21 protein-coding genes are annotated in these 25841 nt (G+C 66.6%); 13 read left to right on the top strand and 8 right to left on the bottom strand.

All coding sequences use genetic code 11. The features are described from left to right. Positions 1–63: 63 nt before the first annotated feature. Together moeZ and R3P93_RS02180 are read left to right on the top strand one after the other, a co-directional pair. Entirely contained in the window at positions 64–1230 is a 1167-nt protein-coding gene (gene moeZ, locus R3P93_RS02175) for an adenylyltransferase/sulfurtransferase MoeZ (protein ID WP_317532319.1), read from the top strand. A gap of 58 nt (positions 1231–1288) precedes the next feature. Continuing rightward, on the top strand, positions 1289–2143 hold the full coding sequence (locus R3P93_RS02180; RefSeq protein WP_068046053.1) for a TIGR02569 family protein: 855 nt from the start codon (positions 1289–1291) through the stop codon (positions 2141–2143). Here the strand turns inward: R3P93_RS02180 and R3P93_RS02185 are convergent. Next, positions 2133–2822, bottom strand: coding sequence for a FadR/GntR family transcriptional regulator (locus R3P93_RS02185; RefSeq protein WP_317532320.1), 690 nt, complete (start codon positions 2820–2822; stop codon positions 2133–2135). The genes R3P93_RS02180 and R3P93_RS02185 overlap by 11 nt on opposite strands. Positions 2823–2903: 81 nt before the next feature. Between R3P93_RS02185 and R3P93_RS02190 the strand changes: the two genes are divergently transcribed. The 6 genes from R3P93_RS02190 to R3P93_RS02215 all read left to right on the top strand — a co-directional run bounded on the left by R3P93_RS02190 (position 2904) and on the right by R3P93_RS02215 (position 10775). Next, a complete protein-coding gene (locus tag R3P93_RS02190; RefSeq protein WP_317532321.1) occupies positions 2904–4145 on the top strand; it encodes an MFS transporter in 1242 nt (413 codons plus the stop codon). A 237-nt stretch (positions 4146–4382) separates the two neighbouring features. Then, the gene (locus R3P93_RS02195) at positions 4383–5774 is read left to right on the top strand and encodes a nitrate/nitrite transporter (RefSeq protein WP_094642478.1); all 1392 of its coding nucleotides are present in this window, start codon (positions 4383–4385) and stop codon (positions 5772–5774) included. Positions 5775–5835: 61 nt separating this feature from the next. Further along, positions 5836–8331, top strand: coding sequence for a nitrite reductase large subunit NirB (gene nirB / locus R3P93_RS02200; RefSeq protein ID WP_317532322.1), 2496 nt, complete (start codon positions 5836–5838; stop codon positions 8329–8331). A 121-nt stretch (positions 8332–8452) separates the two neighbouring features. Further along, entirely contained in the window at positions 8453–8845 is a 393-nt protein-coding gene (gene nirD / locus R3P93_RS02205) for a nitrite reductase small subunit NirD (RefSeq protein WP_094642301.1), read from the top strand. Positions 8846–8865: 20 nt separating this feature from the next. Continuing rightward, the gene (locus R3P93_RS02210) at positions 8866–10047 is read left to right on the top strand and encodes a uroporphyrinogen-III synthase (protein ID WP_255183303.1); all 1182 of its coding nucleotides are present in this window, start codon (positions 8866–8868) and stop codon (positions 10045–10047) included. Then, a complete protein-coding gene (locus R3P93_RS02215; protein WP_149405474.1) occupies positions 10047–10775 on the top strand; it encodes a sirohydrochlorin chelatase in 729 nt (242 codons plus the stop codon). Before R3P93_RS02210 ends, R3P93_RS02215 begins: the two co-directional genes overlap by 1 nt. On the opposite strand, the gene R3P93_RS02220 is transcribed toward R3P93_RS02215, so the two are convergent. Genes R3P93_RS02220 through R3P93_RS02245 form a run of 6 tightly spaced genes read right to left on the bottom strand, consistent with a single transcriptional unit; the run spans position 10729 to position 15613 of the window. Then, positions 10729–12510, bottom strand: coding sequence for an NTP transferase domain-containing protein (locus R3P93_RS02220; RefSeq protein WP_317532323.1), 1782 nt, complete (start codon positions 12508–12510; stop codon positions 10729–10731). The genes R3P93_RS02215 and R3P93_RS02220 overlap by 47 nt on opposite strands. Positions 12511–12523: 13 nt before the next feature. Further along, a complete protein-coding gene (locus tag R3P93_RS02225; RefSeq protein WP_317532324.1) occupies positions 12524–12970 on the bottom strand; it encodes a PaaI family thioesterase in 447 nt (148 codons plus the stop codon). Further along, a complete protein-coding gene (locus R3P93_RS02230; RefSeq protein ID WP_068046009.1) occupies positions 12967–13308 on the bottom strand; it encodes an MGMT family protein in 342 nt (113 codons plus the stop codon). The genes R3P93_RS02225 and R3P93_RS02230 overlap by 4 nt, the downstream gene beginning before the upstream one ends. Continuing rightward, entirely contained in the window at positions 13309–14094 is a 786-nt protein-coding gene (locus tag R3P93_RS02235) for an alpha/beta hydrolase (protein ID WP_317532325.1), read from the bottom strand. Positions 14095–14108: 14 nt separating this feature from the next. Then, positions 14109–14885, bottom strand: a complete 777-nt coding sequence (locus R3P93_RS02240) for an ABC transporter permease (RefSeq protein WP_317532326.1) — start codon at positions 14883–14885, stop codon at positions 14109–14111. 2 nt (positions 14886–14887) lie between these two features. Further along, positions 14888–15613, bottom strand: a complete 726-nt coding sequence (locus R3P93_RS02245) for an ABC transporter ATP-binding protein (protein ID WP_317532327.1) — start codon at positions 15611–15613, stop codon at positions 14888–14890. Positions 15614–15749: 136 nt separating this feature from the next. On the opposite strand from R3P93_RS02245, the gene R3P93_RS02250 reads away from it, so the two are divergent. The 4 genes from R3P93_RS02250 (at position 15750) to R3P93_RS02265 (ending at position 24307) form a co-directional block, all read left to right on the top strand. After that, positions 15750–16871, top strand: a complete 1122-nt coding sequence (locus tag R3P93_RS02250) for a sensor histidine kinase (RefSeq protein WP_317532328.1) — start codon at positions 15750–15752, stop codon at positions 16869–16871. Continuing rightward, positions 16868–17512 carry a response regulator transcription factor gene (locus tag R3P93_RS02255; protein ID WP_317532329.1) on the top strand — a complete coding sequence of 215 codons (645 nt, stop codon included), beginning with the start codon at positions 16868–16870 and terminating at the stop codon, positions 17510–17512. Before R3P93_RS02250 ends, R3P93_RS02255 begins: the two co-directional genes overlap by 4 nt. Before the next feature lie 64 nt (positions 17513–17576). Next, positions 17577–20894, top strand: coding sequence for an ATP-dependent helicase (locus R3P93_RS02260; RefSeq protein WP_317532330.1), 3318 nt, complete (start codon positions 17577–17579; stop codon positions 20892–20894). Then, the gene (locus tag R3P93_RS02265; protein ID WP_317532331.1) at positions 20891–24307 is read left to right on the top strand and encodes an ATP-dependent helicase; all 3417 of its coding nucleotides are present in this window, start codon (positions 20891–20893) and stop codon (positions 24305–24307) included. Before R3P93_RS02260 ends, R3P93_RS02265 begins: the two co-directional genes overlap by 4 nt. On the opposite strand, the gene R3P93_RS02270 is transcribed toward R3P93_RS02265, so the two are convergent. Next, complete coding sequence (locus R3P93_RS02270) at positions 24270–24656, bottom strand: DoxX family protein (protein ID WP_317532332.1); 387 nt, start codon at positions 24654–24656, stop codon at positions 24270–24272. The genes R3P93_RS02265 and R3P93_RS02270 overlap by 38 nt on opposite strands. 105 nt (positions 24657–24761) lie before the next feature. Here R3P93_RS02270 and R3P93_RS02275 point away from each other — a divergent pair, with 105 nt between their 5' ends. Next, positions 24762–25829, top strand: a complete 1068-nt coding sequence (locus R3P93_RS02275) for a potassium channel family protein (protein WP_032398311.1) — start codon at positions 24762–24764, stop codon at positions 25827–25829. The last annotated feature ends 12 nt before the right edge of the window (positions 25830–25841 follow it).

Below are 25841 nucleotides of genomic sequence, written 5' to 3' on the forward strand. Positions count from 1 at the left end.
AGATTCGAACGTGTCGCGCCGGGTCACCGGCCGCCGTGTCGAGTCGAGGAGCGTCGCTGCGTCGTGGTCCACCTACCCCCGCTGGTCGAACCCGCAGGCGAACTGTCGCCCGAGGACGTCGCCCGGTACAGCCGGCACCTGATCATTCCCAGTGTGGGAACCGACGGTCAGAAGCGACTGCGCAACGCCCGCGTGCTCGTCGTCGGTGCCGGGGGACTGGGCTCACCCGCACTGCTGTACCTCGCGGCCGCCGGTGTCGGGACTCTGGGCATCGTGGAATTCGACGACGTCGAACTTTCGAACCTGCAACGGCAGATCATCCACGGCCGGTCCGACGTGGGTCGCCCGAAGGCCGACAGCGCGAGAGACTCGATTCTCGAACTCAACGACGGCGTCGAGGTGACGCTGCACCGTGTTCGACTCGACTCGTCGAACGCGCTCGAGCTCTTTCGGCAGTACGATCTCGTGCTCGACGGGACCGACAACTTCGCCACCCGATACCTCGTCAACGACGCGGCCGCGCTGGTCGGAATCCCCTATGTATGGGGTTCGATCTACCGGTTCGAGGGGCAGGTGTCGGTGTTCTGGGACCGAGCCCCCGGCGACGCAGGTATCAACTATCGCGACCTGTACCCCGAGGCTCCACCGCCCGGCATGGTGCCCTCGTGTGCAGAGGGTGGGGTGCTGGGGGTGCTGTGCGCGTCGATCGGGTCGATCATGGTCACCGAGGCGATCAAGCTGATCACCGGAATCGGCGAGACGTTGCTGGGTCGGTTGATGATCTACGACGCACTGGCGATGAGCTATCGAACCGTCGGTCTGACTCGTGACCCGTCCCGCACGCCGCTCACCGAGCTGATCGACTACGAGGCATTCTGCGGAGTGGTGCCGGCCGCCGACTCCACCGGCGAATCGGTCACTCCGGCGGAGCTGCACGCAATGATGCAGTCCGGTCGCGAGATCGCCCTCATCGACGTGCGTGAGCCGGTGGAGTGGGACATCGTGCGCATCGACGGTGCGCGCTCGATTCCCAAGGGTCGAATCCTGTCGGGGGCGGCGATGTCGGATCTACCGCAGCACATCCCCATCGTGCTCTACTGCAAAACCGGCATCAGGTCCGCCGAGGTGCTCTCCGCCCTCGTGGCAGCCGGTTTCTCGGACGCCGCCCATCTGCACGGCGGAATAGTGGAGTGGGCCGAGCAGATCGATCCTGGTTTGCCCATGTACTGATGTGTCGCGTGTGCGCGTCGTCCGCAGCGGCACCGCGATCGGCGGTAGCGTGGCGCTCGTGAGCTCTGTCGAACCTCCTCAGCACGTGATCTCTACGTTCGGGCTGCGCGATGTCGAGCCTGCACCTCTCGGTGCGGACTGGGACGGTGGATGGCGTCTGGGCGATGTCGTCCTGTCCCCGGTGGCAGACCATGCCCGCGCCGCATGGTCGGCCAAAGTGCGCGAGACGCTGACCGTGGACGGGGTCCGTCTCGCCCGACCGGTGCGGTCGACCGACGGCCGATACGTCGTGTCGGGCTGGCGCGCAGACACGTTCGTCGCCGGCGAACCGGAGCCTCGTCACGACGAGGTGGTCTCGTTGTCGATGCGGTTGCACGCGGCGACCGCGCAACTCGAGCGACCGCGATTTCTGGTTCAGCCCCCCGTGGCCCCGTGGGCCGACGTGGACGTGTTCGTTGCTGCCGACAGAGCTGCATGGGAAGCGGTCCCGCTGCGCTCTGCTCGCGGTGCCGGCGCACCTGAGCCGTCGTCCAGTGATGGCAAGAGCAGCCTGGAATTGGTCAAACAGCTTGCGACACTACGCAAGCCCGTCGAGTCGCCGGACCAGTTGGTGCACGGTGATCTGTTCGGAACGGTCTTGTTCTCGGGTAGCGAGGCGCCAGGAATCAGCGACATCACCCCGTACTGGCGTCCTGCGCCCTGGGCTGCCGGGGTGGCCGTGGTGGACGCCCTTTCCTGGGGTGACGCGGACGACGGTCTGGTCAACCGCTGGGACGATCTACCGGAATGGCCGCAGATGTTGCTGCGCGCGTTGATGTTTCGTCTCGCAGTGCATGCGCTTCATCCGCGTTCGACGTCCGAGGCGTTCCCCGGCTTGGCGCGAACGGCAGATCTGGTGCGCCTCATTCTGTGACTTCCGCTGTGCGAGCCGGTGATTCGGAAAGTTCGTGGAACAGTGATCGAGCGGCCTGCATCGCGCGGGCCGCGTCACCCGCGATCACCGCCCCCACGAGCGCCGTGTGTTCGTCGATGTAATCGTCGTCGTGCTCGATGGCATGGTGGCGCATGGCGTCGTGGATCACCGGCAGCAGCGAATCGTAGAACTCCAGATAGATGGCGTTGTGGCTGGCCGCGACGATGGCGCGGTGCAGGCGTGCGTCGATCCGAACTGCATCGGCCAGCGGAGTCTCGTCGGACCACGCCGCGTTGCGATCGGCCAGCGCGCCGAGCATGGCACGGATGTCGTCGTCGTCGCGCCGGTCGGCCGCAAGAGCCGCCGCAGTGACTTCCAAGGTTTCGCGTAGCTCGGTGACATCGCGGTGCCGGGCGTCCGAGAAATACTTTCCCAGGGTTCCGCCGAGATCGGAGCACGTCATGACGAAGGTGCCCGAACCCTGCCTGCGTTCGACCATGCCGGCGTGCACGAGTGCCTGCACGGCCTCGCGCACGGTGTTGCGCCCGGTGCCGGTCATCTCGCACAGTTCGGGTTCGGTGGGGATGCGGGTACCCACCGGCCATCGCTGCGACGTGATCTCTTCGCGCAGCTGAGCGGTGACCTGGGAGATCAGGCTCGATCGCTGGACCTGCCGCACGTGGACTCCTCATGCCGTGGACGTTGCAGCGTCGATAGTAATGCTTTGCACCCGATGATCCGGTCATCCTATGATTACGCGGTGAGTGCGCCCACCGCCCCCGATACCCGCCTCGTCGGCACCTCGCTCGTGCGTGGTCGAGTACTCGTCTTCTCCGCGATCGTCGTGTCCGCGTTGACTCTGCGCGCCGCCGTCACCTCGATCAGCCCGCTGTTCGGCAGAATCGGCACCGACCTCCAGTTCGGCACCACCGTCATCGGCATCGTCGGCATGTTGCCTCCGGCGATGTTCGCCGTTTTCGGCCTGGCCACCCCGTTTCTCGCCAAGCGCACCGGCCTGGAGCGGGCAGCTCTGCTGGCGATGGCGCTGACCACGATCGGTATGGCCACTCGTGCGTTCGCGCCGAACACCGCGTCTCTGCTCGCGCTGTCCGCGATCGCTCTTGCGGGCATGGGCATCGGAAACGTCGTCATCCCGCCGTTGGTCAAGCGGTATTTCTCCGAGCGACTCGCCGTCGTCAGCACCATCTACATCTGCGCCATGCAGGTCAGCACCATGGTTCCGCCGTTGCTGGCCGTCCCCGTCGCCGACGCGCACGGTTGGCGCATCTCCATCGGGATCTGGGCCGTCGTCGGCCTGGCCGCCGCGCTGCCGTGGCTCGGTGTGGTCATCGCCCGACGCGGCCGCGACGAGAAGGACGTCTCGGGTGAAGCCGGGTCGGCGTCGGTCCACGCATCGCCGAGCGGCCGAATCCACCGGTCCTCGCTGGCGTGGGGGATGGTGATGATGTTCGCAATGACTTCCCTGATCACCTACTCCATGCTCACCTGGTTGCCGACGCTCCTGATCGATGCGGGGATCGGAGAAGGCTTGGCCGGTGCGTCGGTGGCGGCGTTCGGCGCGATGGGACTGATCACGTCGCTGGCCGCGCCGACGCTCTGTGCGCGCGTGCGCAATCCGTACGGCATCGTGATGGTTGCCGCGGCGTGCTACCTCGGCGGGTTCGCGGGCCTGCACTGGTCTCCGACTGCCGGTACGGTCGCGTGGGTGTGCCTGGTCGGGCTGGGCACGATGACGTTCCCGATGTCACTGACGCTGATCAACCTCAGGACGCGCACGGCCGTTGGCTCGTCCTCACTCTCGGGATTCACCCAGGGGCTGGGTTACGTGGTGTCCTCGACCGGTCCGATTCTGTTCGGGCTGCTGCACACCGAGTCCGGGGGCTGGGGACTCCCGTTGGTTCTGTTGACCGGATGTGTGGCGGTTCTGCTGGTCGGAGGATTCCTGTGCTGCCGACCGAGGATGCTCGAAGACACCTGGTGACGTTCGGTGCACGTTGACGCTTCAGCTCACGTCGGTGCTCGACGGCACGTGAGACCAAGTTAATCAACGAGTCATCGCGCGCAGCGCCGCGGCAACATGGCTTTCCTATGTTCGGTTCACACACCGATCAGGAGGCCACACGTGACCAGCCTTTCTCGCAGCGCTTCGGCAGATGCCGGCTCAGCCACCACGGCGACTGTTCCACCCGGAACAGTTCCCGTCTCCGTCAACCATCACATCGCGCACTGGAATTCCGAGGACGTCGAGGCCTGGGAGGCCGGCGGCAAGCAGATCGCCAAGCGCAATCTGATCTGGTCGGTCATCGCCGAGCACGTCGGATTCTCGATCTGGTCGATCTGGTCGGTGATGGTGCTGTTCATGCCGTTGTCGGTCTACGGCATCGACGCGGCGGGCAAGTTCTTCCTGGTGGCCGTGCCCACGCTCGTCGGCGCGATCCTGCGCATTCCGTACACCTTCGCCACGGCGAAGTTCGGTGGCCGTAACTGGACCATCTTCAGTGCTCTGGTGCTCCTGATCCCCACCGTGCTGACCATGTACTTCATGCTCAACCCGGCGTCGTACACCACCTACATCATCGTTGCGGCGTTCGCCGGACTCGGCGGCGGTAACTTCGCATCCTCGATGACGAACATCAACGCGTTCTATCCGCAACGCGAGAAGGGGTGGGCGCTCGGCTTGAATGCGGGCGGCGGCAACATCGGTGTGCCCGTCATCCAGCTCATCGGCCTGTTGGTCATCGCCACCATCGGTAACACCGCCCCCGAGATCGTGTGCGCCGTCTATCTCGTCTTCATCGCGCTTGCCGCCGTCGGTGCCGCGCTGTACATGGACAACCTGGACAACCAGAAGACCAACGGACGCTCCATGATCGACGTGCTGAAGTTCTCGGACTCGTGGTGGATCGCCTTCCTGTACATCGGCACGTTCGGGTCGTTCATCGGCTTCAGCTTCGCGTTCGGGCAGGTCCTGCAGATCAACTTCCTCGCCGGTCTCACCGACGGAGCACCGGCGACTCCCGCTCAACAGGCGCAGGCATCGCTGCAGGCCGCTCAGATCGCGTTCATCGGACCGTTGCTGGGATCGCTGTCGCGTCCGTTCGGCGGCAAGCTCGCCGACAAGATCGGTGGCGGCAAGATCACCCTGTACACGTTCGTGGCCATGACGTTTGCCACCGGGATTCTGGTTGCGGCCAGTACCTGGGACGATTCGACTCCCGGCGCGGCCAGCGGCACCGTGATGGTGCTCTTCGTCGTCGGATTCATCGCACTGTTCCTGCTCTCGGGCCTCGGCAACGGATCGGTGTACAAGATGATCCCCGCCATCTTCGCTGCGAAATCCGCTCAGCTTCAGGGCATGACCGTCGACGAGCAGCAGCACTGGTCGCGCAAGATGTCCGGTGCCCTCATCGGAATCGCCGGCGCGATCGGCGCTCTCGGCGGCGTGGGAATCAACCTGGTGCTGCGGGCGTCGTATTCGGGCACCGCGAAATCCGCGACCACCGCGTTCTGGGTGTTCCTCGCCTTCTACATCGTCTGCGCGATCGTCACCTGGGCGATCTACCTGCGCAAGACCAACTCCGCCGACGCCGACGCGCCGGTAGCAGTCTGAGGATCCATCACCGCCAAGAACGAAACACACTGCACGGCAACGTAGATCGGAAGGACCCGCAATGAAGAACGCGGTAGTGGTAGGTCACGGGATGGTCGGACACCGATTCGTCGAAGCGTTGCGTGCGCGCGACGAGGCGGCCGAGTGGAAGGTCACTGTGCTGTGCGAGGAAGCACTGGCGGCGTACGACAGGGTGGGACTGTCGTCCTACGTCGGTGCCTGGGACCACAAGGAACTCGCTCTGGCGGGCAACGACTATCCCGGTGACACCCTCGTCGAGATGCGCACCGGAGTACGTGCCGATCGCATCGACCGCGACCACCGCACCGTCGTGACCTCGGCGGGGGACACGGTCGAGTACGACGCTCTCGTCCTCGCCACCGGCTCCTACCCGTTCGTGCCGCCGATCACCGGACACGACCTGCCCGCGTGCTTCGTCTACCGAACCCTCGACGACCTGGACAAGATCCGTGCCCGCGCCGACGCCGCAGGCCCGGGTGCCGTCGGTGTGGTGGTCGGCGGTGGCCTCCTCGGTCTCGAAGCGGCGAATGCGCTGAAGAAGATGGGCATGACCCCGCACGTCATCGAGTTCGCTCCACGATTGATGCCGCTGCAGGTGGACGAGGGTGGCGGCGCGCTGTTGGCGCGCCTGGTCACCGAACTCGGGTTGAACGTCCATGCGGGAGTGGGCACGTCGTCGATCTCCGAGAACGACAGCGCCGGTCTGACGGTCGAACTGAGCGACGGCAGCACCATCGACGCCGCGCTGCTGGTGTTCTCCGCCGGTGTGCGTCCCCAGGATCGGCTGGCACGCGAGAGTGGCCTCGAGGTGGGTGAGCGCGGCGGCATCATGGTCGACATCGGCTGCAGTACCTCCGACCCTGCCGTCTACGCGATCGGCGAATGTGCTGCGGTCGAGGGTCGGTGCTACGGACTGGTCGCTCCCGGGTATTCGACGGCGGAGGTCGTGGCCGACCGATTGCTCGGCGGCGCAGCGCAATTCCCGGGTGCCGACATGTCCACCAAGCTCAAGCTGATGGGCGTCGACGTCGCGAGCTTCGGCGACGCGATGGCGGCAACGCCGGGCGCACTCGAAGTGGTGTTCAGCGATGCCCCCAAAGGCACGTACGCCAAGCTGGTCGTCACCGACGACGCGAAGACGCTGCTCGGCGGCATCCTCGTCGGCGACGCCTCCGCGTACTCGCTGTTGCGGCCACTGGTCGGTCGCGAGTTGCCCGGCGATCCGGGCGCTCTGATCTCACCTGCCGCCGAGCAGGTCGGCATCGGTGCACTGCCCGACGACGCCGAGATCTGCTCGTGCAACGGTGTGAGCAAGGGTGCCATCTGCTCGGCGATAGCCGACGGAGCCTGCGACCTGGCGGCCGTGAAGAGCTGCACCACCGCGGGTACCACCTGTGGCGGATGCCTGCCCTCGATCAAGTCGTTGCTCGCCGCGTCCGGTGTGGTCCTCTCGAAGTCGTTGTGCGAGCACTTCGCTCAGTCCAGGGCCGAGCTGTACGAGATCGTTCGGGCCACGAACACCCGCACCTTCTCGTCGCTGATCGCCAAGTACGGCTCGGGAACCGGCTGCGACATCTGCAAGCCTGTCGTCGCGTCGATTCTCGCGTCTACGTCCTCCGATCACATTCTCGACGGCGAGCAGGCGTCGTTGCAGGACACCAACGATCACTTTCTGGCCAACATCCAGAAGAACGGCACCTACTCGGTTGTGCCGCGTATGCCCGGCGGCGAGTGCACTGCGGAACAGCTCATCGTCATCGGCGAGGTCGCTCGCGATTTCGGGCTCTACACGAAGGTGACCGGAGGGCAGCGCATCGACATGTTCGGTGCCCGCGTCGAGCAGTTGCCGGCGATCTGGAAGCGCCTCGTCGACGCCGGGATGGAGTCGGGTCAGGCGTACGGGAAGTCGCTACGGACGGTCAAGAGCTGCGTCGGATCGAGTTGGTGCCGTTACGGCGTCCAGGATTCGGTGGGGATGGCCGTCGATCTGGAGAACCGCTATCGAGGTCTGCGGTCGCCGCACAAGATCAAGTTCGGCGTCTCGGGCTGCGCTCGCGAATGCGCCGAGGCCCGCGGCAAGGACGTCGGGATCATCGCGACCGAGGGTGGTTGGAACCTCTACGTAGGCGGTAACGGAGGTCAGTCGCCCAAGCACGCGCAGTTGCTCGCGTCCAATCTCGACGATGCCACCCTGGTCAGCTACATCGACCGTTACCTCATGTTCTACGTGCGTACAGCCGACCGGCTGCAGCGCACGGCGCCGTGGCTCGAATCGCTCGACGGGGGACTCGACCACCTCAGAGCCGTCGTGTGCGAGGACAGTCTCGGGATCGGTGCCGAGCTCGAATCCGACATGGAACGCCACGTCGCCGGATACAAGGACGAGTGGGCCGGCGTGCTCGAAGACGACGAGAAGCTCGGTCGGTTCGTCTCCTTCGTCAATGCTCCGGACGAGTCCGACCCCACGATCGCGTTCGACGAGTCCGGCGCGCGCAAGGTGCCCGTGCTGATGGGAATGCCACGTGTGGGCGCGTGAGCCGATACGGGAGCTGACAACCGGCAGGTCACGAGACTGAGTGCATGTGCACAGACGAGTAATCGCGACTTAACGGCCAAGAAACACAAGCAACGTGGAATAGCTGATCAGGAGGTACGCCATGACTGTCATCGATTCGTCAGCAGTGAAGTCACCATCAGCGGTACCGAACGACATCGCTCGTGATTGGACCCCGGCCTGCACGCTCGACGCGCTGATTCCGGGGCGCGGGGTAGCGGTGCTCCTGCGAGGCGGCACCCAGGCGGCGCTGTTTCTGCTCGACGACGGACGACTGTTCGCGGTGGGCAACATCGATCCGTACGGGCGTGCAGCAGTGATGTCACGCGGACTGGTGGGAGACCGAGGGGGCGAACCCACCGTCGCATCGCCGCTGCTCAAGCAGGTTTTCTCGCTGGCCGACGGGCGCTGCCTCGATGACCCGCAGGTCACCCTTGGATCGTTCGAGGTCTCCTGCGTCGAGGGCGTCGTGCTCGTCCGCGGCGGATCTACGTGAGCGAAATTGCAGGGGCTGCAATGCCTCTGGTCGGGTTCACCGTCGGGATCACCGCTTCGCGTCGAGCCGAGGAGTTCGCGACTCTGCTCGAGCGGCGCGGGGCCACCGTGATGCATGCCCCCGCTATTCGCATCATCCCGCTGGCCGACGACGCCGAGCTCGAACGCGTCACTGCCGCCGTCATCGCGGATCCACCCGAAATAACTGTAGCCACAACAGGAATCGGGTTTCGTGGCTGGGTCGAGGCGGCGGACGGGTGGGGGCAGGCAGAAGAACTGGGGCGCGCACTCGGTGCGTCCCGGCTGCTCGCTCGCGGTCCGAAGGCGAAAGGAGCCATTCGAGCGGCCGATCTACGCGAGGAGTGGTCGCCCGCCTCGGAGTCCTCGGCGGAGGTACTCGAACATCTGTTGGCCGAAGGGGTGGAGGGCAAACGCATTGCCGTGCAGCTGCACGGCGCGACCACCGAATGGGAGCCGGTCCCCGATTTCTGCGAGGTGTTGCGCTGCGCGGGAGCCGAGGTGGTGCCGGTGCCGGTGTATCGCTGGACAGCGCCCGACGACCAGAGCCCGATGGACCGCATGATCGAAGCCGTCATCGTCGGTGATCTCGATGCCCTCAGCTTCACCTCGGCGCCGGCGGTGGCATCGATGCTGATGCGCGCCGATGAGAACGGCGTGCTCGAACCCTTGCTGCAGTCGATGCGATCGAGGGTGCTGCCGGTGTGCGTCGGGCCGGTGACGGCCGCGCCCCTCGAACAGCTGAACGTGGCCACCACACAGCCGACACGGGCGCGTCTGGGGGCACTCGCGCGGCACATCGCCGAAGAACTACCGAGGCGCACCGGTCGGCTGCATGCGGGCGGACACGTGGTCAGTGTCCGCGGTAAGTGCGTGGTGGTCGACGGTGAAGTTCGACCGGTGTCCCCAGCAGGCATGGCGTTGATGAAGACATTGGCGCGCAATCCAGGACGCGTCGTCTCCCGCGAGGACCTGTTGGCGTCGCTGCCCGGCGGAGGGGGCGACACCCACGCGGTGGAGACGGCGATGACCAGACTCAGGTCCTCGCTGGGCGCGCCGAAAGCTATCCAGACCGTGGTCAAGCGTGGCTATCGCATCGCACTCGATCACATCGAGACCGAGACGGACTGCGATTCCGAAGAACCGGCTGATCGAGTGGCCGTCGTAGAAGGGGGAAAGTACTGATGACACCGACTCTTGTTCTGGTCGCACACGGCACCCGAAACCCCCGTGGTGTCGAGATGGTCGCCGCACTCGCCGATGCCGTGTCGACGCAGATCGGTACCACGCGCGTGGCATTCGTCGACGTACTCGGGCCGTCACCGGCCGAGGTGCTGCGCGACACTGCCGGCTCGGCTGTCGTGGTTCCCGCCTTCCTCGCGTCGGGCTACCACGTGCACACCGATGTGCCGCGAGAGATCGCCGACAGCGCTCACACGTCCGTCGCCGTCACCCGCGCTCTCGGACCCGATCCGGTACTGGCGGAAGTCATGGTCGATCGACTCCGTGACGCCGGGTGGCGCTCGGGTGATCCGATCGTGCTCGCTGCCGCAGGATCGTCCGATGCTCGTGCGTTGGAAGAACACCGGCGCGCGGCGGCGATGTTGGCCGATGTCGCCCGAGTCCCGGTACGTATCGGCTACGTCGCCACCAGTACCCCCACCGTGTCCGACGCGGTGTCGACTCTGCGAGAAACCGGGCACACTCGGGTGTTCGTGGCGTCGTATCTGTTGGCGCGCGGCCTCTTTCACAACCGTCTGGCCGACGCCGGAGCCGACGGCGTCGGTGAGCCGCTCGGAGTGCATGCCGCGATCGTCGATCTCGTGGTCGCGCGTTACCGCGAGGGTGTTCGATCTCTCGGTGAAACTAGTGGTGCGGCAACGGAAGAATTGTCACCGGCTCGTCGGCGCTGACCTCGGCCGGGATCACAGCCAGTGCGTCGCGGCCGACGAGGTGCGCCAGGTGCGCCGTGCGGACTCGGGTATCTGCCCGCCACCGTGTGCCGTCCGCGGTGACCGGGACGATGCGAGGCGTCGAGGATCGAACCTCGGCAGCATTGGACAACAGGCCGATCCGCGATGGGCGCACCGTTCTCCCGGTCAGGGCATCGACGATGGCGGGCGCGGCGAGCATCGCGGTACCGACGGCCGCCAGCGGATTACCCGGTAGGCCGAGTACCACTGTGCCGTCGGGCAATGCCGCGGTGATCTGAGAACCGCCGGGACGCATGCGCATTCGCCCGACGACGGTCTCGGCATCGATGCCGGCGAGGGTCGCGCGGAGCTGATCGGCTGCCCCGCCTCCGGTTGCCCCGACGACGATGATCACGTCCACGTCCCGAGTGCGGGTCAGCACGTCTCGAAACCCCGTCGCAGAATCCTCGAGCAGCGTCACGTCGACGACGGTGATGCCGCAGTGCGCCAGGTACTCCGGCAACACCGACCCGAGCACGTCCCTGGTCTCGCCAGGGGCGAGTGGCCCGGTGGATCGAATCTCGTTGCCGCTGATGATTACTCGTCCGCGTACCGGACCGCGCACCGCCACCTCGAACACCTCTGCACTGGCAGCGAGCGATCGTACGGCCGCATCGATCGGGGTGCCGGCTGCGACCAGTTCGGTACCGGGCAGCCAGTCCTCGCCGCGTCGACGCGTGTCGTCGGACTGCGGTGCCGTCGGCATGCGTCGAGCCGAACCGTCGGACTCGCGGGTGATGTGCTCGTCGCGCACCACCGATGTCGCTCCGCGCGGAAGCGCTGCGCCCGTCGCGATGCGCACGGCCGTTCCTTCGATGAGTGGGGCGATGTCGGAGGTACCGGCGTACGCGATGTCGGACCGGAGGGTCCACGGATCGGTGCCGCACACGGCGTAGCCGTCCATCGCGGAGATGTCTACTGCCGGCAGCGCGGTTCGGGAGATGAGGGGTTCCGCGAGCACGGTTCCGGCACTGTCCTGCAGGGAAATTCGACGGATCGGCAACGCGGGGAGTCGGCTCCGAACGCGTTCGAGTGCGTCGCTCACCTCGAGCGTCTCCGGCTGTTGTGCGGCCAGACGGGCGGCGAGAAGATCGGCGGGGGTGTCGCAGTCGTCGACACCGGACACCGCGATCACCAGATGATCGGCAGGAAGGATCGTGCGCATCGGCGCGCCCTCCACCGAATCCAGCTGTGCCAGCGCGGAACGCAACGCGGCGTGCCGCCACACTCCCAGCAGGAATTGCGTACGACCGGCACTGTCGCGGGCGAAGACGGCGTCGGTGTGCGAGCGCGATACGGCACCGATCAGCGACTCGACCGTCGCGGCGTCGAGAAAGGGCAGATCCGACGCGATGACCACCACCAGATCTGCGGTGCCTTCCGCACAGTCGTCGAGTGATCGCAGGCCCGCGGCGAGTGCAGCGACCGGGCCGCCGCCCACGGGGGACTCGCGAGTCTGCACCACGTGATCGGGCACTCCGGTACGGGTCGGACCCACCAGAATCGTTGTGCGACAACTCGTTACCGCGTCCACGGCGATGTCGACCATACGGCGCCCGCCGACGGTCATGGCAGGTTTGTCGACCTCGTGCGGCGCAGCGGGGTTCTCGGGATCTGCCATCCTCGACCCTCGACCGCCGGCGAGGACGATCGCGTCGCAGACCGGTTGCGTCACGTTGCGAGCTCCGTCATGTCGGCAGCGGCACGTTCTGCAGGCGAACCTGCCCGCGTGCTATGACTTTTCCGCTGTCGGAGGCGGTGATCGTGACCAGCCACAGTTGTTGAACACGGCCCTGCTGCAACGGTTCTGCGACAACGTCGACGCGGCCGCCCTTGCTGGCGCGGAGAAAGTCGGTGCCGTTGTGTACGCCGACTGCGAATTCGCCGCGATCCTTGACCGCCTCGCTGGCACCGATGCTCGCTGCGCTCTCGACGGCAGTGGTGTAGACGCCGCCGTGGACGACCCCCCAGGGCGTGAAGTGCTCGTCCGTCAACTCGATGTGCCCGGCCACCCTGGTGCCCGAGGCCTCGTCGACGACGAGACCGGCGCAGGCCACGAAGCTGCTCGCCTTCGACAGCGCGAACTTCGCCGTGGGGCGTGGATCGAACTGCTCGAGTGCGTCCCTGATGTTCATTCTCCGAGATTAGTGGTCGGCGGCGGTGGCGGTGGGAGCGCCCCGAAGTCGAATCGAATCGAGCTCAATGGCACGCGCCCGTCGTGGTTCGGGACGCCTTCGCTGCGCAGAGTCTCGAGCTGTCTCGAGGCCAGGTGCGGGGCGGGCCTTCCACTCGCGCCGAGGACTCGATGCCAGGGCAGGTCGGCGGAATCGGTGCGCATGATCCATCCGACGATGCGAGGACTCGACAGGTCGGCGGCGGCCGCGATGTCTCCGTAGGTGGCCACGAATCCAGGGGGGATCGACGCGACCAACGCGCGAACTCTCTCGACCTGGGCTTCGGTGATCGGGGCCATCTACAGCAGGGATCGCACCAGCTCGGCGACCTCGACCGGTTTGGCCTGGCCGACCATGTGATCGCAGTCCAGTTCGACCGTTCGTAGGTTGTCACCGAGCTTGTCTCGCAGCGCCGAGAGGAATTCCTCTGTGACATAGGGGGGTTCGACGCGCATGGCCCGCACCACGATCGTCGGGACACTCTCGGTGGGAACCACGATCGGACGTGCGAGCTCTCCCCACGTTGCGACGATCGCCGGAATCGACATTCGCCACGCGACTTTTCCGTCGTCGGCGGGGATGAGGTGATCGGCGACCTCACGGTCGAGCAATTCGGTGGGCACGTCCGCCCACGCCCCGTGGATCTTCTCCGAGCGCGCCTCGTCGACGTCGGTGTAGTCGGGGGATTTCGCGGTCGCCTCGGCCACCTCGAGAAGCTCCTCCGGCGGCAGAGCGATCGCGGGATCGAGCAGAATCAGCGCCCGCACAGCCTCGGGAAACCTCTGCGCGAGATGCACGGCCAACGCGCCGCCGTACGAGTGGCCGAGGACCACGACCGGTCCACGCGCATGGGCGTCGAGCACGGCTTTGAGCGCAGTGACCTGCGCGTCGATGTCCCAGGGCGGTGTGGACGGGGAATGCCCGTGGCCGATGAGGTCGGGTGCCAGAATTCTGGCCTCCGGAAGGTGGTTCTCGGCGAGGTCCCACCACCGGGCACCGTGTCCGGTGACACCGTGGACGGCGAGGATTTCGGGACCGTCTGCGGGTCCGAACGTGTGCAGATTCAACTCGGTCACGTCGACCACTATGCCGTATCGCGCTAGGACCAGCGAAACAACCGGATCGCGCAGGCGGTTCCGGCGATCACCGCGACCACGAGTCCGATGGGTCCGCCGATGTCGACAGGCGTTCCGGCCCAGGCAGATCCCAGCGCACTGACGGTGGCACCGAAAGGAAGTACCTCACCGATGGCCGCAACCGGACCGGGCAGATCCGCGACCGGTCCGAACAGCCCGCCGACTGCACCGAGAACGAGGAACAGGGTCAGGCCGATCGCGACGGCCGAGTTCGCTGTGGGTGCGACGGCAGCCACGACGATCCCCAGCGAGTACATCGCCGCGGCACCGAGCACCAGAACGGTCGCAACCAGGATCGGGTTGTGTGGGGGCGTGATTCCGAAGAGCAGCGCGGCCGTGGACAGAGCGATGCCGATTCCGAGTGTCGCTTGGACGACGCTGGTGATCACCTGCGCAGCCAGCACCTGCGTCGGTCGGATCGGTGTCGTCGACAGTCGCTTCAGTACGCCGGACTTGCGATAGAGCGCAAGAAAGCTCGGCATGTTCACGATTCCGACGACGGCGATGATCATGGTCAGGGCAAGCGGCAGTACGAACCGATCGAATGCGGTGATCGTGCCGGGCCCGACGATCTCCGCCGAAGTACCCGAGCCGTTCATCACCAGTACGAGAACCGGGAGGGCGATGGGAACGATCAGACCTGCCGTGTCCCGGGTGACCATGCGCATTTCGGCCCGGACGAGTGCGCCGGTGGCGCGCAGGCCCGGACGAGGTACAGCGTCGATCTCGTGTGCGGTCATGCCTAGCTCCGTTCGGTCAGCGTCAGGAATGCGTCCTCCAGGGTGGCTCGGTGGTCGCCCCCGAGGCCGGCGTCGGCGATCAGAGAATCCGGTGTTCCGGTGGCCACCACGGAGCCTCGATCGAGGACGGTGACTCGATCGCACAGGCGGTGTACCTCGTCCATGTGATGGCTGATCAGCAGGATGGTGACACCGTCTGCGCGGAGGTCCTCGATCAGTCGCCACACGGTGCGTCGTGCATCCGGGTCGAGTCCGGTGGTGAGCTCGTCGAGCAGGACCACCCGAGGGGAACCGATCAGCGCGAGGACGACCGACAACCGTTGTTGCTGGCCTCCCGACAACCGTTCGTAGCGCACCCGGCGGTGCTCGTGCAGGCCGACGGCACGGACGAGAGCGTCTCCATCGGCAGGTCGACGGTGGAAGGAGGCGAACAGATCGACCAGTTCGGCAACGGTGAGCGCGGTGTGCAGGTCGTTGGACTGCAGCTGTACTCCCAGCACGGAGCGCACTCGATCGCGGTCGGTGAAGGGGTCGAGTCCCAGAACTCGTACGGCACCGGAGCTCGGCCTGCGAAGGCCTGCAACGGTTTCGACCAGGGTCGTCTTGCCGGCACCGTTGCGCCCGAGCAGGCCGTGCGTCTCGCCTTCGGCGACCGTGAGGCGCACGCCTGCCACGGCGGTCCGTCCCCGATACCGCTGGGTGATGTCTCGAACGTCGATCGCTGCCATCCGATGCTCCCTTCTCGATGGTCTCGATCTCGACGCTAGATCGGCCGTGGCCTGCGCACAGGTGCCGATGGTCACCGATGGTGATCGTGACTTTCGGCAGGGGTGTGCGGACGAAATGGGCGATAAAGTCGACAGAATGAGACGCCTCGGACCCGACGTTCTGGCCGGTGCGTTCGTGTCTGCGCTCGCGGTCGCGATGGGCGCTCTCGTCGTCTTCGATCGGTCGATCGCCGACGGTCTCGCGGTTCCCCGCTGGGTCTGGGCTGCGCTGTTCGTGGTCTTTCTGCTCGTGCAGACCGCAGGCATGTGGTGGGAAGACCGGTTGCCGGATCGTCTCGTGCGCGCGTGCTTCGGCGCACAGGTGGTACTGGCACCGATTCTGGTGCTGACCGCCCCGACGGCAAGCTGGTTGCCCATCCTGCTGGTGTTCACCTCGACGTTCGCCGTGTATCGGGTGACCGGTCTCTCGGTGGCGGTCATCGTTGCGGTCTACACCTGCTGCGTGGGGGTGTCGGTTGCGATCCGGGGTGGACGGATCTCGGAGATCGCGCTGATCACGTCGATCTACGGGGCGCTGCAGGTGGCCAGTGCGTTGTCGGTGACCGCACAGCTGCGACAGGCTCGGCTGCGTCGGGAACTGGCGGTCGCGCACGCCGAACTACGAACTGCCAGTGCGTTGTTGGACGATTCCTCCCGTGCCGACGAGCGATTGCGCATCGCACGAGAGTTGCACGACGTGCTCGGTCATCAGCTCACCGCACTGAGCCTCGAACTCGAGGTGGCGTCTCACAGGGTCTCCGAGCCTGCGCGCGAGCACGTCCTTCGGGCGCAATCCATCGCACGCGACCTGCTCGGCGACGTTCGGTCGACGGTCGGCGAGGTGCGCGCCAGGACTCCGGTGCTGGGGGAGTCGCTCGATCGTCTGGTTGCGCAGCTACCCGAACCCGTTGTGCATCTGACGGTCGACCCCGAGATCAGGGTCGACGAGGCTCGCGCGGTGGCTGTGGTCCGCTGCGTGCAGGAGATGATCACCAACACCATTCGTCATGCGAATGCCGACGAGATGTGGATCGAGGTACGCGCGGATTCGACCGGTGCGCTGTCGGTCTCGGTGCGCGACGACGGCCGGGCGACGGCCGATTTCGAGCCGGGGCACGGGCTGCAAGGAATCCGAGAGCGCATCGAAGGACTGGGCGGCACGGTCACGTTTTCGGTCGATCGCGGTTTCGCGGTCCAAGCGACGGTGCCCGCACCGTGATCACGGTCTTGATCGTCGACGACCACACTCTGGTTCGGCAGGGTATCCGCAGCCTGCTCGAACTGGACCCCGACATCGAGGTGACCGGTGAGGCGGACGACGGCGCTGCTGCGGTCGCGTCGATCGAACTCGATCCTCCCGATGTGGTGTTGCTCGATCTACGCATGCCGCGGTTCGACGGACTGTGGACGCTGCGGGCATTGCAGGACAGAGGAATCAGTGTTCCGGTCCTGGTGCTGACGACGTTCGACGACGACGAGTTGGTGCTCGGGGCGCTTCGTGCGGGCGCCAAGGGCTACCTGCTCAAGGACGTGACCTTCGAGCGGCTCGGCGGCGCCGTACGTGAACTCGCTGCCGGGGGCACCTTGGCACAACCTGCCATCACCGAGAGATTGCTGGACGCTTTTCGGACCGGGAAGCACGGCCCGAGCGACGTCGGAGTCGCCGACACACTCACAGCCCGCGAGATCGACGTCCTACGGCTCGTCGCAAGCGGGTACACCAACAGATCGATTGCCGACGCACTGCATCTGGCCGAGGGAACCGTCAAGAACCACATGTCGTCGGTCATTCTCAAACTGGGTGCGAACGACAGAACGAGCGCAGTTCTGCGTGCGCTGCGCGACGGGCTGCTCGACTGACCGTGTCCAGGGCTCCGTCCGGGCGACGGTCGATGTGTCGGTGGCTCGTGATTGCATCTGTGTCATGAGCTCGGACGGCAGACACGGCGCGACGGTCACTCTCGTCCGTGCACCCAAGGTTGCTCGCCCGGCACGTGAGTGGACCGGTCCGGCAGCTCGGCTGCTGTGCTCGACACCCGACGCGGCAGCCGAGGCTGCGAAAGGCGCTCCACGATGGAATCCATGGCAGATCCTGGGTGGCCCCGGCACGGGAAAGACCTCGCTCGTTGCGGACTACGCTGTCTCGCGCATCGTAACCGGTGATCCTGAGTCGGTTCTGGTGCTCACGCAGTCCAAACGGGCGGCAACCGCGGTGCGCGAGGTCATCACTTCGGGTCTCTTCAGTGGCGATCATGCACTGCGGGCGACCCGTGAACCGTTGGTGCGCACGGTGCACTCCTACGCCTTCGCGGTGCTGCGGCTGCAGGCCTCGCTGTACGGCAATCCGCCGCCGCGATTGCTGACCGGTGCCGAGCAGGACGCCGTGGTGCGCGAGATGCTGCGCGGCGAGCTCGAGGACGGGGCGGTCGACTGGCCGGAGCGGCTGCGTCCGGCACTGGGCACCGCGGGATTCGTGACTGCGGTGCGAGACATGATGCTCAGGTCCGCCGAACGCGGGATCGGACCGGAAGACCTCGTCAAACTGGGTCGCAAGCACGGCCGACCCGAGTGGGTTGCCGTCGGGAGGTTCGCTGCCGGATACGAGCAGGCCATGTTGTTGCGCGGTGCCGTCGGAGTGGAAGCGGCGGGAGCCACGGCACCTGGTCTGGACGCCGCCGAGCTGATCGGTGCCGCGCTCATGGCGTTCGCCACCGATCCCGAATTGCTGCGCAGCGAACGCGCCCGTATCCGGCACCTCGTCGTCGACGACGCGCAGCACCTCGATCCGCAAGCGGCACAGCTGGTTCGGCTGATCGGCACCGACACCGAATCCACCGTCGTCGCCGGGGATCCCGATCAAGCCGTGTTCACCTTTCGCGGTGCCGACCCCTCTTTCGTGGCCGACCTGGTCGAGGTGGATTCGCCGCGTCGCGTGCTGCTCACTCGCAATCACCGGTCCGTGCCCGAGGTCGCAGAGCTGACCGACATCATCGCCGGACGGTTGCCCGGGTTCGGTCGGCACCGTTGTCCCGAACCTGTGGGCACCGCCCGATTCGGTGCACCGGCAGCGCGAGTGCACGTCGTGTCCTCGCCTGCCAAAGAGGCGGCGATCATCGCCGACGCCATGCGTCGTGCCCACCTGATCGACGGCATGCCGTGGTCCGAGATGGCGATCGTGGTGCGGTCCGTGCCGCGCACCCTCGCACCGTTGCGTCGGGCGCTGCACGGCGCAGGGGTTCCGATGATCACTCCGACCTCGGAGCTGCCGCTGCATCGCCAGCACGGGGCCGTGGGTCTCCTGCTGGTGCTGCGGGCGATCTCCGACCCGAGCTTCGACGGTGAAGATGCACTCGCGTTGCTCTCCGGGCCGATCGGCGGGGCCGATCCGGTGGGTCTGCGGCGATTGCGCCGGGGCGTGCGCAGGCTCGAGCTCGCATCGGGCGGCGAGCGCGACTCGGCCGAGTTGCTCAGAGTCGTACTCACCGACGACGCTCGGGGGAGTGCCGGGTGGACGAACGGACTCTCGGATGTGGAGTCCGCCCCGTTGCGTCGAGCCCTCGGTGTCATTCGGAAGGCACGGGCGCTCGCCCGCACGGGCCGCGGTGTCGAGGACGTGTTGTGGGCGGCGTGGCAGGCTTCGGGGCTCGAGCGGCGTTGGGCCGCCGCGTCCGCCTGGGGTGGTTCGGCCGGTGCCCAGGCCGACCGCGACCTGGATGCGGTGGTGGCGCTGTTCGACGCGGCGGCAGCATACGTCGACAGGTTGCCGCGGGCTCAGATCGGTGGATTCCTCGATTACATTGCGCAGCAGGAGATTCCTACTCTGAACTCACACCGCGCCACGGTTCGAGCCGACGCGGTGACGCTGCTGAGTGCGCATTCTGCCGCGGGTCGGGAATGGGAGCTCGTCGCGGTTGCCGGGGTGCAGGAAGGGCTGTGGCCGAGTCTGCGGTCACGTGGCAGCCTGCTGGGGACCGACACTCTGGTCGACCTCACGTCCGGCAAGGTCGATGCAGCAGCGGCGCTCGACGGGCGACTGTCGAAGTCGGCGCCGTTGCTGGCCGAGGAGCGCACGTTGTTTCTGGTGGCGTGCAGTCGCGCTCGATCGACCTTGCTCGTGACAGCCGTCGATTCCAGTACCGGAGATGCGGATCTGGTCCGGTCGCGATTCGTGGACGAACTACGCGGCGTCGACGGCGGAGGCGAGTCGGATCTCGCACCCGGGACCCCCGTGCCGGAGACCGCGCACCGAGTGTTGGCGCTGCCCATGCTGGTGGCCGAACTGCGCAGTGTGGTGTGCGATCCGGTTGTCGCCGAACAGGATCCGGACAAGCGTGCCCGAGCGGCGCGGCATCTGGCCACTCTCGCAGACGCCGGTGTCCGAGGCGCGCATCCCGACGAGTGGTTCGGGGTGGCAGGGCCGAGCACCGACGCGCCGCTGTGGCAGCTCGGCGACGGTCCGGTGCCGCTGTCGCCGTCCACGGTGGAACAATTGACCACCTGTCCGCTGCGGTGGATGCTCGAACGTCACGGCGGCAACGACGGCACCAACACCCATGCGGTCACCGGCACGCTCGTGCACACTCTCGTCCAGGCGGTGGCCGGCCGCATACCACCGGAGCAACTCCGGCGTGCGCTCGAAACGGCATGGGATGCAGTGGATCTCGGATCACAGTGGTACTCGCGGCACGAGCTCGACCGAACCGGGGCGATGCTCGGGACCTTCGAGTCCTGGCTGCAGGGGAGTCGAGGCGAGCTCACCGAGGCCGGAGTCGAAGTGCGCGTCGACGGCATACTCGACGCTCGGTCGGAGAACGAGCCTGCGGTGGCGTTGCGCGGCCGCATCGACCGACTCGAGCACGATCCGGACGGTCGGCCGGTGATCATCGACGTCAAGACAGCGAAGACCGTCATGTCCAAGGAGGACGCACGTAACCACCATCAGCTGGCCACCTACCAGGTTGCGGCGGCAGCCGGTGCGATCGAGGGCGAGCCCGCGGGCGAACCCGGCGGAGCGCGGCTGGTGTTCGTGGCCAAACCCCACAACAAGGACGGCGCGACGCAGCGTGTCCAGGAAGTGCCGACACCGGAGAAACTCGAGGAGTGGCGAGACACCGTGCACCAGGCCGCATCGGCAACGCAGGGACCCACGTTCGAGGCGCGGATCAACGACGGTTGCAGGCACTGCCCGGTCAAGTCCAGCTGCCCGGCACACGAGACGGGTAGGCAGGTGACCGAACAATGACGACAGCGACGAAGACACGGACCGGTTCGGTGCGAGTGTCGCCGGTCGAGCTCGCCCGGGCGCTCGGGCAGAAGCATCCACCGACCGACGAACAGGCCGCGGTGATCGCAGCGCCGCCCGGCCCGACGCTCGTCGTCGCCGGGGCAGGTGCGGGCAAGACGGAGACCATGGCTGCCCGCGTGGTGTGGATGGTGGCCAACGGTTTCGTCGACCCCGACCAGGTTCTGGGTCTGACCTTCACTCGAAAAGCCGCACAGCAGTTGACCTCTCGGATCAGAGCTCGACTGGCTCGGCTGGCCGGATCCGATCTGGTGCGCGCGCTCGATCCCAGTCTGGCACTGCGCGTGCGGATTCTCGGTGCCGAGCCGGAAGTGAGTACCTATCACTCCTACGCAGGCCGACTGCTCACCGAGCACGGCTTGCTGTTGCCGATCGAACCGTCCGCGACACTGCTCTCGGAAACCGAACTGTGGCAGCTGGCCCACCGTGTCGTCAGTACCTGGGACGGCGACCTGGACACCGACCGCAACCCCACGTCGGTGACCGAGGCGGTACTCGCGCTCTCCGGTCAGTTGGCCGAGCATCTGGTCGATCCCGAGGATCTGCGGCACGCGCACGTGGAGCTGGAGAAATTGGTGCACACGCTCGGGCCGGGGCCGCGACAACGCGGTGGCCCCACCAAGGAGTTGCTGAACATCCTCGACGCACAGCATCAACGAATCGGGTTGCTGCCGTTGGTGGAACGGCTGGCGCAAACTCTGCGGCGCGAGGGCGCACTGGATTTCGGCTCGCAGATGTCGATGGCGGCGCGGGTCGCTGCCGAGCATGCCGAGGTGGGAATCGCAGAGCGGCAACGCTTCCGGCTCGTGTTGCTCGACGAGTACCAGGACACCGGTCATGCCCAACGAGTCCTGCTGTCGTCTCTGTTCGGTTCCGGCAGCGACCCGCAGTTGGCCCTGACAGCCGTCGGCGACCCGATGCAATCGATCTACGGCTGGCGCGGCGCATCGGCAGCGAATCTGCCTCGGTTCGCCACCGATTTTCCGAAGGCGGACGGAAGCCCCGCGCCGCGGCTCGAATTGCTCACCAGCTGGCGAAATCCGCCCGAGGCATTGACGCTGGCCAACCTGATCACCGACCCATTGCGCCGCGTCGGCGTGCCGGTACCGACTCTGCGGGCCCGCCCGGGTGCGGTTCCCGGTGATGTCCGACTGGCCGTCACCGACACCGTTCTAGGCGAACGAGAGTGGATCGCCGACCGGATCGCGGGGGAGTACCGCGCTGCCCTCGAGCAGGATCGCACCCCGCCCACCGCCGCGGTTCTGGTGCGCCGCAACGCCGACGCCGAGCCGATCGCTGAGGTGCTGCGCAGCCGCGGGTTGCCGGTGGAGGTCGTCGGGCTCGGTGGATTGCTGCACGTTCCCGAGGTGGCCGACATCATCGCGATGCTGCGGCTGGTGGCCGACCCAACTGCCGGTAGCTCGGCGATGCGCATCCTCACCGGCTCTCGGTGGCAGATCGGGCCGACGGATCTGCGGGCACTCTCGCAGCGCGCCCGAGAACTCGAGATCCGCGGCGGGTACGGCACCGCGGGTCGCGTCGACGACCCGCAGGCACTCGATGCTGCGCTCGGTAGCGCCCTGCCCGGTGAGCAGTCGGAGCAGGCCGGTCTGGCCGATGCGATAGCCGATCCCGGTCCGGCCGAGCGGTACTCGGAGGTGGGGCATCGCCGGATCGTCGCCCTGGCGGGCGAGCTGCACCTGCTGCGCGATCGAATCGGTCAGCCGCTGACGGAATTGGTCGGCGACATCGAGCGGATCATGGGCATCGGTGTCGAAGCTCAGGCCCGCACACCGATCAGCACCGACGGCGCGGTCGGTCGTGAACATCTCGACGAATTCGCCCATGTGGTGGCCGATTACGCCGACAATCCGACTGCCACGGTCACCGGATTCCTGTCGTTCCTCGCCGCCGCGGAGACGGTCGAGGACGGCCTCGCCCCCGGTGAGGTCGACGTCGCCCCCCATCGCGTTCAGGTGCTCACCGTCCATTCCGCGAAAGGCCTCGAATGGGAGGTGGTGGCGGTCCCGCACGTGGCGAAGGGTGTGTTCCCGTCCTCGAACGCATCCTCGACCTGGCTCGGGGCGATGGCCGAGCTGCCGCCGTCGTTGCGCGGTGACCGTGCACTCGACGGCGAAGGCTCGGAAGGGGTTCCGGTCCTCGAACTCGACCGGCTCCACAATCGCAAGGACCTCGAGGACGCCGTCAAGGGTCACAAGGATGCGCTGGCGAGGCGTCGACTCGCCGAAGATCGCCGACTGTTCTACGTGGCACTCACCCGAACCGAACGGGTGCTGCTGGTATCCGCGCATCACTGGGACGAGACCGCCACGAAGCCGCGTGGGCCGTCGGAATTTCTCGACGAGTTGCACACGCATATCGAGGAATTCGGCGAGATCGCGGTGATCGAACAATGGGCACCGGCACCGGAGGAGGGGGCGTCGAACCCACTCGGAGCCGTGCCGCACACCGCGTCCTGGCCGCGCGATCCACTCGGTCCGAGACGAGGAGCGATCGAGAGCGGAGCGCAGGACGTGCTGCGCGCGCTGGCGGACCTCTCGGCCACACCGAGCGACGAGCGTGACGGCGTCCAGGATCGAACCCAGGAGGACCCCGAGAACTGGGCCGCGGACGTAGACACTCTGCTGGCCGAGCGGGCTGCGAGATCGGTCGCAGGAGTCGACGTGGCTCTTCCCGGCAACCTGTCGGTGACGCAGTTGGTCGACCTCGCGGCCGACCCCGATGCGTTGGCGTCACGCCTGCGGAGGCCGCTGCCGTTCCCGCCGAACCCGTTGGCACGCAGAGGAACTGCTTTTCACGCCTGGATCGAACGGAGGTTCGGCGCGACTCGACTGCTCGACCTCGACGAACTGCCGGGCTCGGCCGACACCGGGGCCTCGGCCGATGTGGACCTCGAAACCCTCCAGCAGGCGTTTCTCGAATCGGAGTGGTCTCTCCGCAGCCCCGTCGAAGTGGAGGTGCCGTTCGAGACCTCTGTGGCGGGAACGGTACTGCGAGGACGCATCGACGCGGTGTTCGCGGACCCGGACGGCGGCTGGACCGTCGTCGACTGGAAGACGGGCGCAGAGCCGACGGCGTCGGAACAGCGGGCGGTAGCGATGCAGCTCGCGGCCTACCGATTGGCGTGGGCCGAGCTGATGTCGATCGGGCGCACCGAACCGGTACCGCTCGACCGAGTACGCGCAGCGTTCCACTACGTGCGCAGCGGTCACACCATTTCGCCCGAGAACCTGCCGGACGCAACAGAATTGGCCCAGCTCCTGGAAGGGCCGGCCGGGACCGAGCAGCCGGAGGCTACGGTGCGTTCCGACGAGCCTTCAGAGCCTCGGTGACCAATGGAATCTGCAACGGCAGTCGGGCGATCATCGCTGCTTTGAGAGCCGGCGAGGTCTTCGGGCTCTGCACGTACTTGTACGCCAGGTTGATGTTGGCGGGGAACACCACGACGAACAGGGCAGCCGCGAGTGCACCGCCCAGCCGACGGGTCCGCGGTGCGGCCAGCGTCGCGGCCACGGCGAGTTCGGCGACCCCCGAGACCTGCGTGTAGGTCCGTGCCGAACCCGGCAATGCCGTCGGCACCTGTGCATCGAAGAATTTCGGAGTGACGAAGTGGAGGACTCCGGCTCCCGCGAGCAGTCCCGCGAGACGCAACGCGGCTGCCTGACTCGATCTCTGTGTCATACGCATACCGTGCCACACCCAGCGTCGTCGGCACAGAAGCCTGGCATGGGGTTACGCTGCGTGCCGTGAATGATCTCGACTTCGGTGAGTACCTCGGCGGGCGACGTGGCAGGTAGGTTGCGAGCGCGCCTGAGTGACAGTGGCGCGCTGACCGACAAGCCCGACTTCGCACTCGTCGGAGTGCTCCGGGTTCCGGAACTGGAATCGAGTCCGTGGCGCGCCATCTACAAGCGGGTGCTGATGGCGTTGGGAATTCTGTTCCTGGCTGCGTTCGTGGTGTACCTCGATCGCGACGGGTACAGCGACAACCAGAACGGCGAATTGTCCTTCCTGGACGCCTTCTACTACGCAACCGTGTCGCTGTCGACGACGGGATACGGTGACATCGCACCGATGAGTCCGTCGGCGCGACTGGTCAACATCCTGGTCATCACACCCCTCCGGGTCCTATTCCTCATTCTGTTGGTCGGTACCACGCTGTCGGTTCTCACCGAGCGGTCCCGGCAGGCATTCAAAATTCAGCGATGGAGACGCAGCGTGCGCAATCACACCGTGGTCATCGGTTTCGGCACCAAGGGCCGTACCGCAGTCGACGCGATGCTCGGGGACGGCGTGTCGGCGTCCGATATCGTCGTCGTCGACACCGATCAGACGGTTCTCGATGCCGCATCGGCCCTGGGCTTGGTCACCGTTCACGGTTCGGCGACCAAGTCCGACGTGCTCAGACTCACCGGAGCTCAGCATGCGGCGGCCATCATCGTGGCGACCAACCGGGACGACACCGCGGTGCTGGTGACTCTGACCGCCCGTGAGATCGCTCCGAAGGCGAAGATCGTCGCGGCCATCAGAGAAGCGGAGAACACGCACCTGCTTCGTCAGTCCGGCGCCGACTCGGTGGTTGTTTCCTCGGAGACCGCGGGCCGTTTGCTCGGGATCGCCACGTCGACTCCGTCCGTGGTGGAGATGATCGAAGATCTGTTGACCCCGGAGGCAGGCTTCGCCATCGCCGAGCGCGAAGTCGAACGCGACGAGGTGGGCGGATCTCCGCGGCACCTGACCGACATCGTTCTCGGAGTGGTGCGGGGCGGCAAGCTGTTCCGAGTCGGCACTCCTGAGGTCGACGCAGTCGAGGCATCCGATCGACTGCTCTACATCCGTCGCGTGGGTGACTAGGCGAGGCCAAGT

This window comes from Rhodococcus cerastii (genome assembly GCF_033042195.1).
Lineage (GTDB): Bacteria > Actinomycetota > Actinomycetes > Mycobacteriales > Mycobacteriaceae > Rhodococcoides.

Excerpts from the sequence above, each read along its gene's own strand:
- nirB (WP_317532322.1), top strand. The coding sequence starts at position 5,836 with ATGAAGAACGCGGTAGTGGTAGGTCACGGGATGGTCGGACACCGATTC.
- nirD (WP_094642301.1), top strand. The coding sequence starts at position 8,453 with ATGACTGTCATCGATTCGTCAGCAGTGAAGTCACCATCAGCGGTACCG.
- R3P93_RS02210 (WP_255183303.1), top strand. The coding sequence starts at position 8,866 with ATGCCTCTGGTCGGGTTCACCGTCGGGATCACCGCTTCGCGTCGAGCC.
- R3P93_RS02215 (WP_149405474.1), top strand. The coding sequence starts at position 10,047 with ATGACACCGACTCTTGTTCTGGTCGCACACGGCACCCGAAACCCCCGT.
- R3P93_RS02225 (WP_317532324.1), bottom strand. The coding sequence starts at position 12,970 with ATGAACATCAGGGACGCACTCGAGCAGTTCGATCCACGCCCCACGGCG.
- R3P93_RS02230 (WP_068046009.1), bottom strand. The coding sequence starts at position 13,308 with ATGGCCCCGATCACCGAAGCCCAGGTCGAGAGAGTTCGCGCGTTGGTC.
- R3P93_RS02240 (WP_317532326.1), bottom strand. The coding sequence starts at position 14,885 with ATGACCGCACACGAGATCGACGCTGTACCTCGTCCGGGCCTGCGCGCC.
- R3P93_RS02245 (WP_317532327.1), bottom strand. The coding sequence starts at position 15,613 with ATGGCAGCGATCGACGTTCGAGACATCACCCAGCGGTATCGGGGACGG.
- R3P93_RS02250 (WP_317532328.1), top strand. The coding sequence starts at position 15,750 with ATGAGACGCCTCGGACCCGACGTTCTGGCCGGTGCGTTCGTGTCTGCG.
- R3P93_RS02260 (WP_317532330.1), top strand. The coding sequence starts at position 17,577 with ATGAGCTCGGACGGCAGACACGGCGCGACGGTCACTCTCGTCCGTGCA.
- R3P93_RS02265 (WP_317532331.1), top strand. The coding sequence starts at position 20,891 with ATGACGACAGCGACGAAGACACGGACCGGTTCGGTGCGAGTGTCGCCG.
- R3P93_RS02270 (WP_317532332.1), bottom strand. The coding sequence starts at position 24,656 with ATGACACAGAGATCGAGTCAGGCAGCCGCGTTGCGTCTCGCGGGACTG.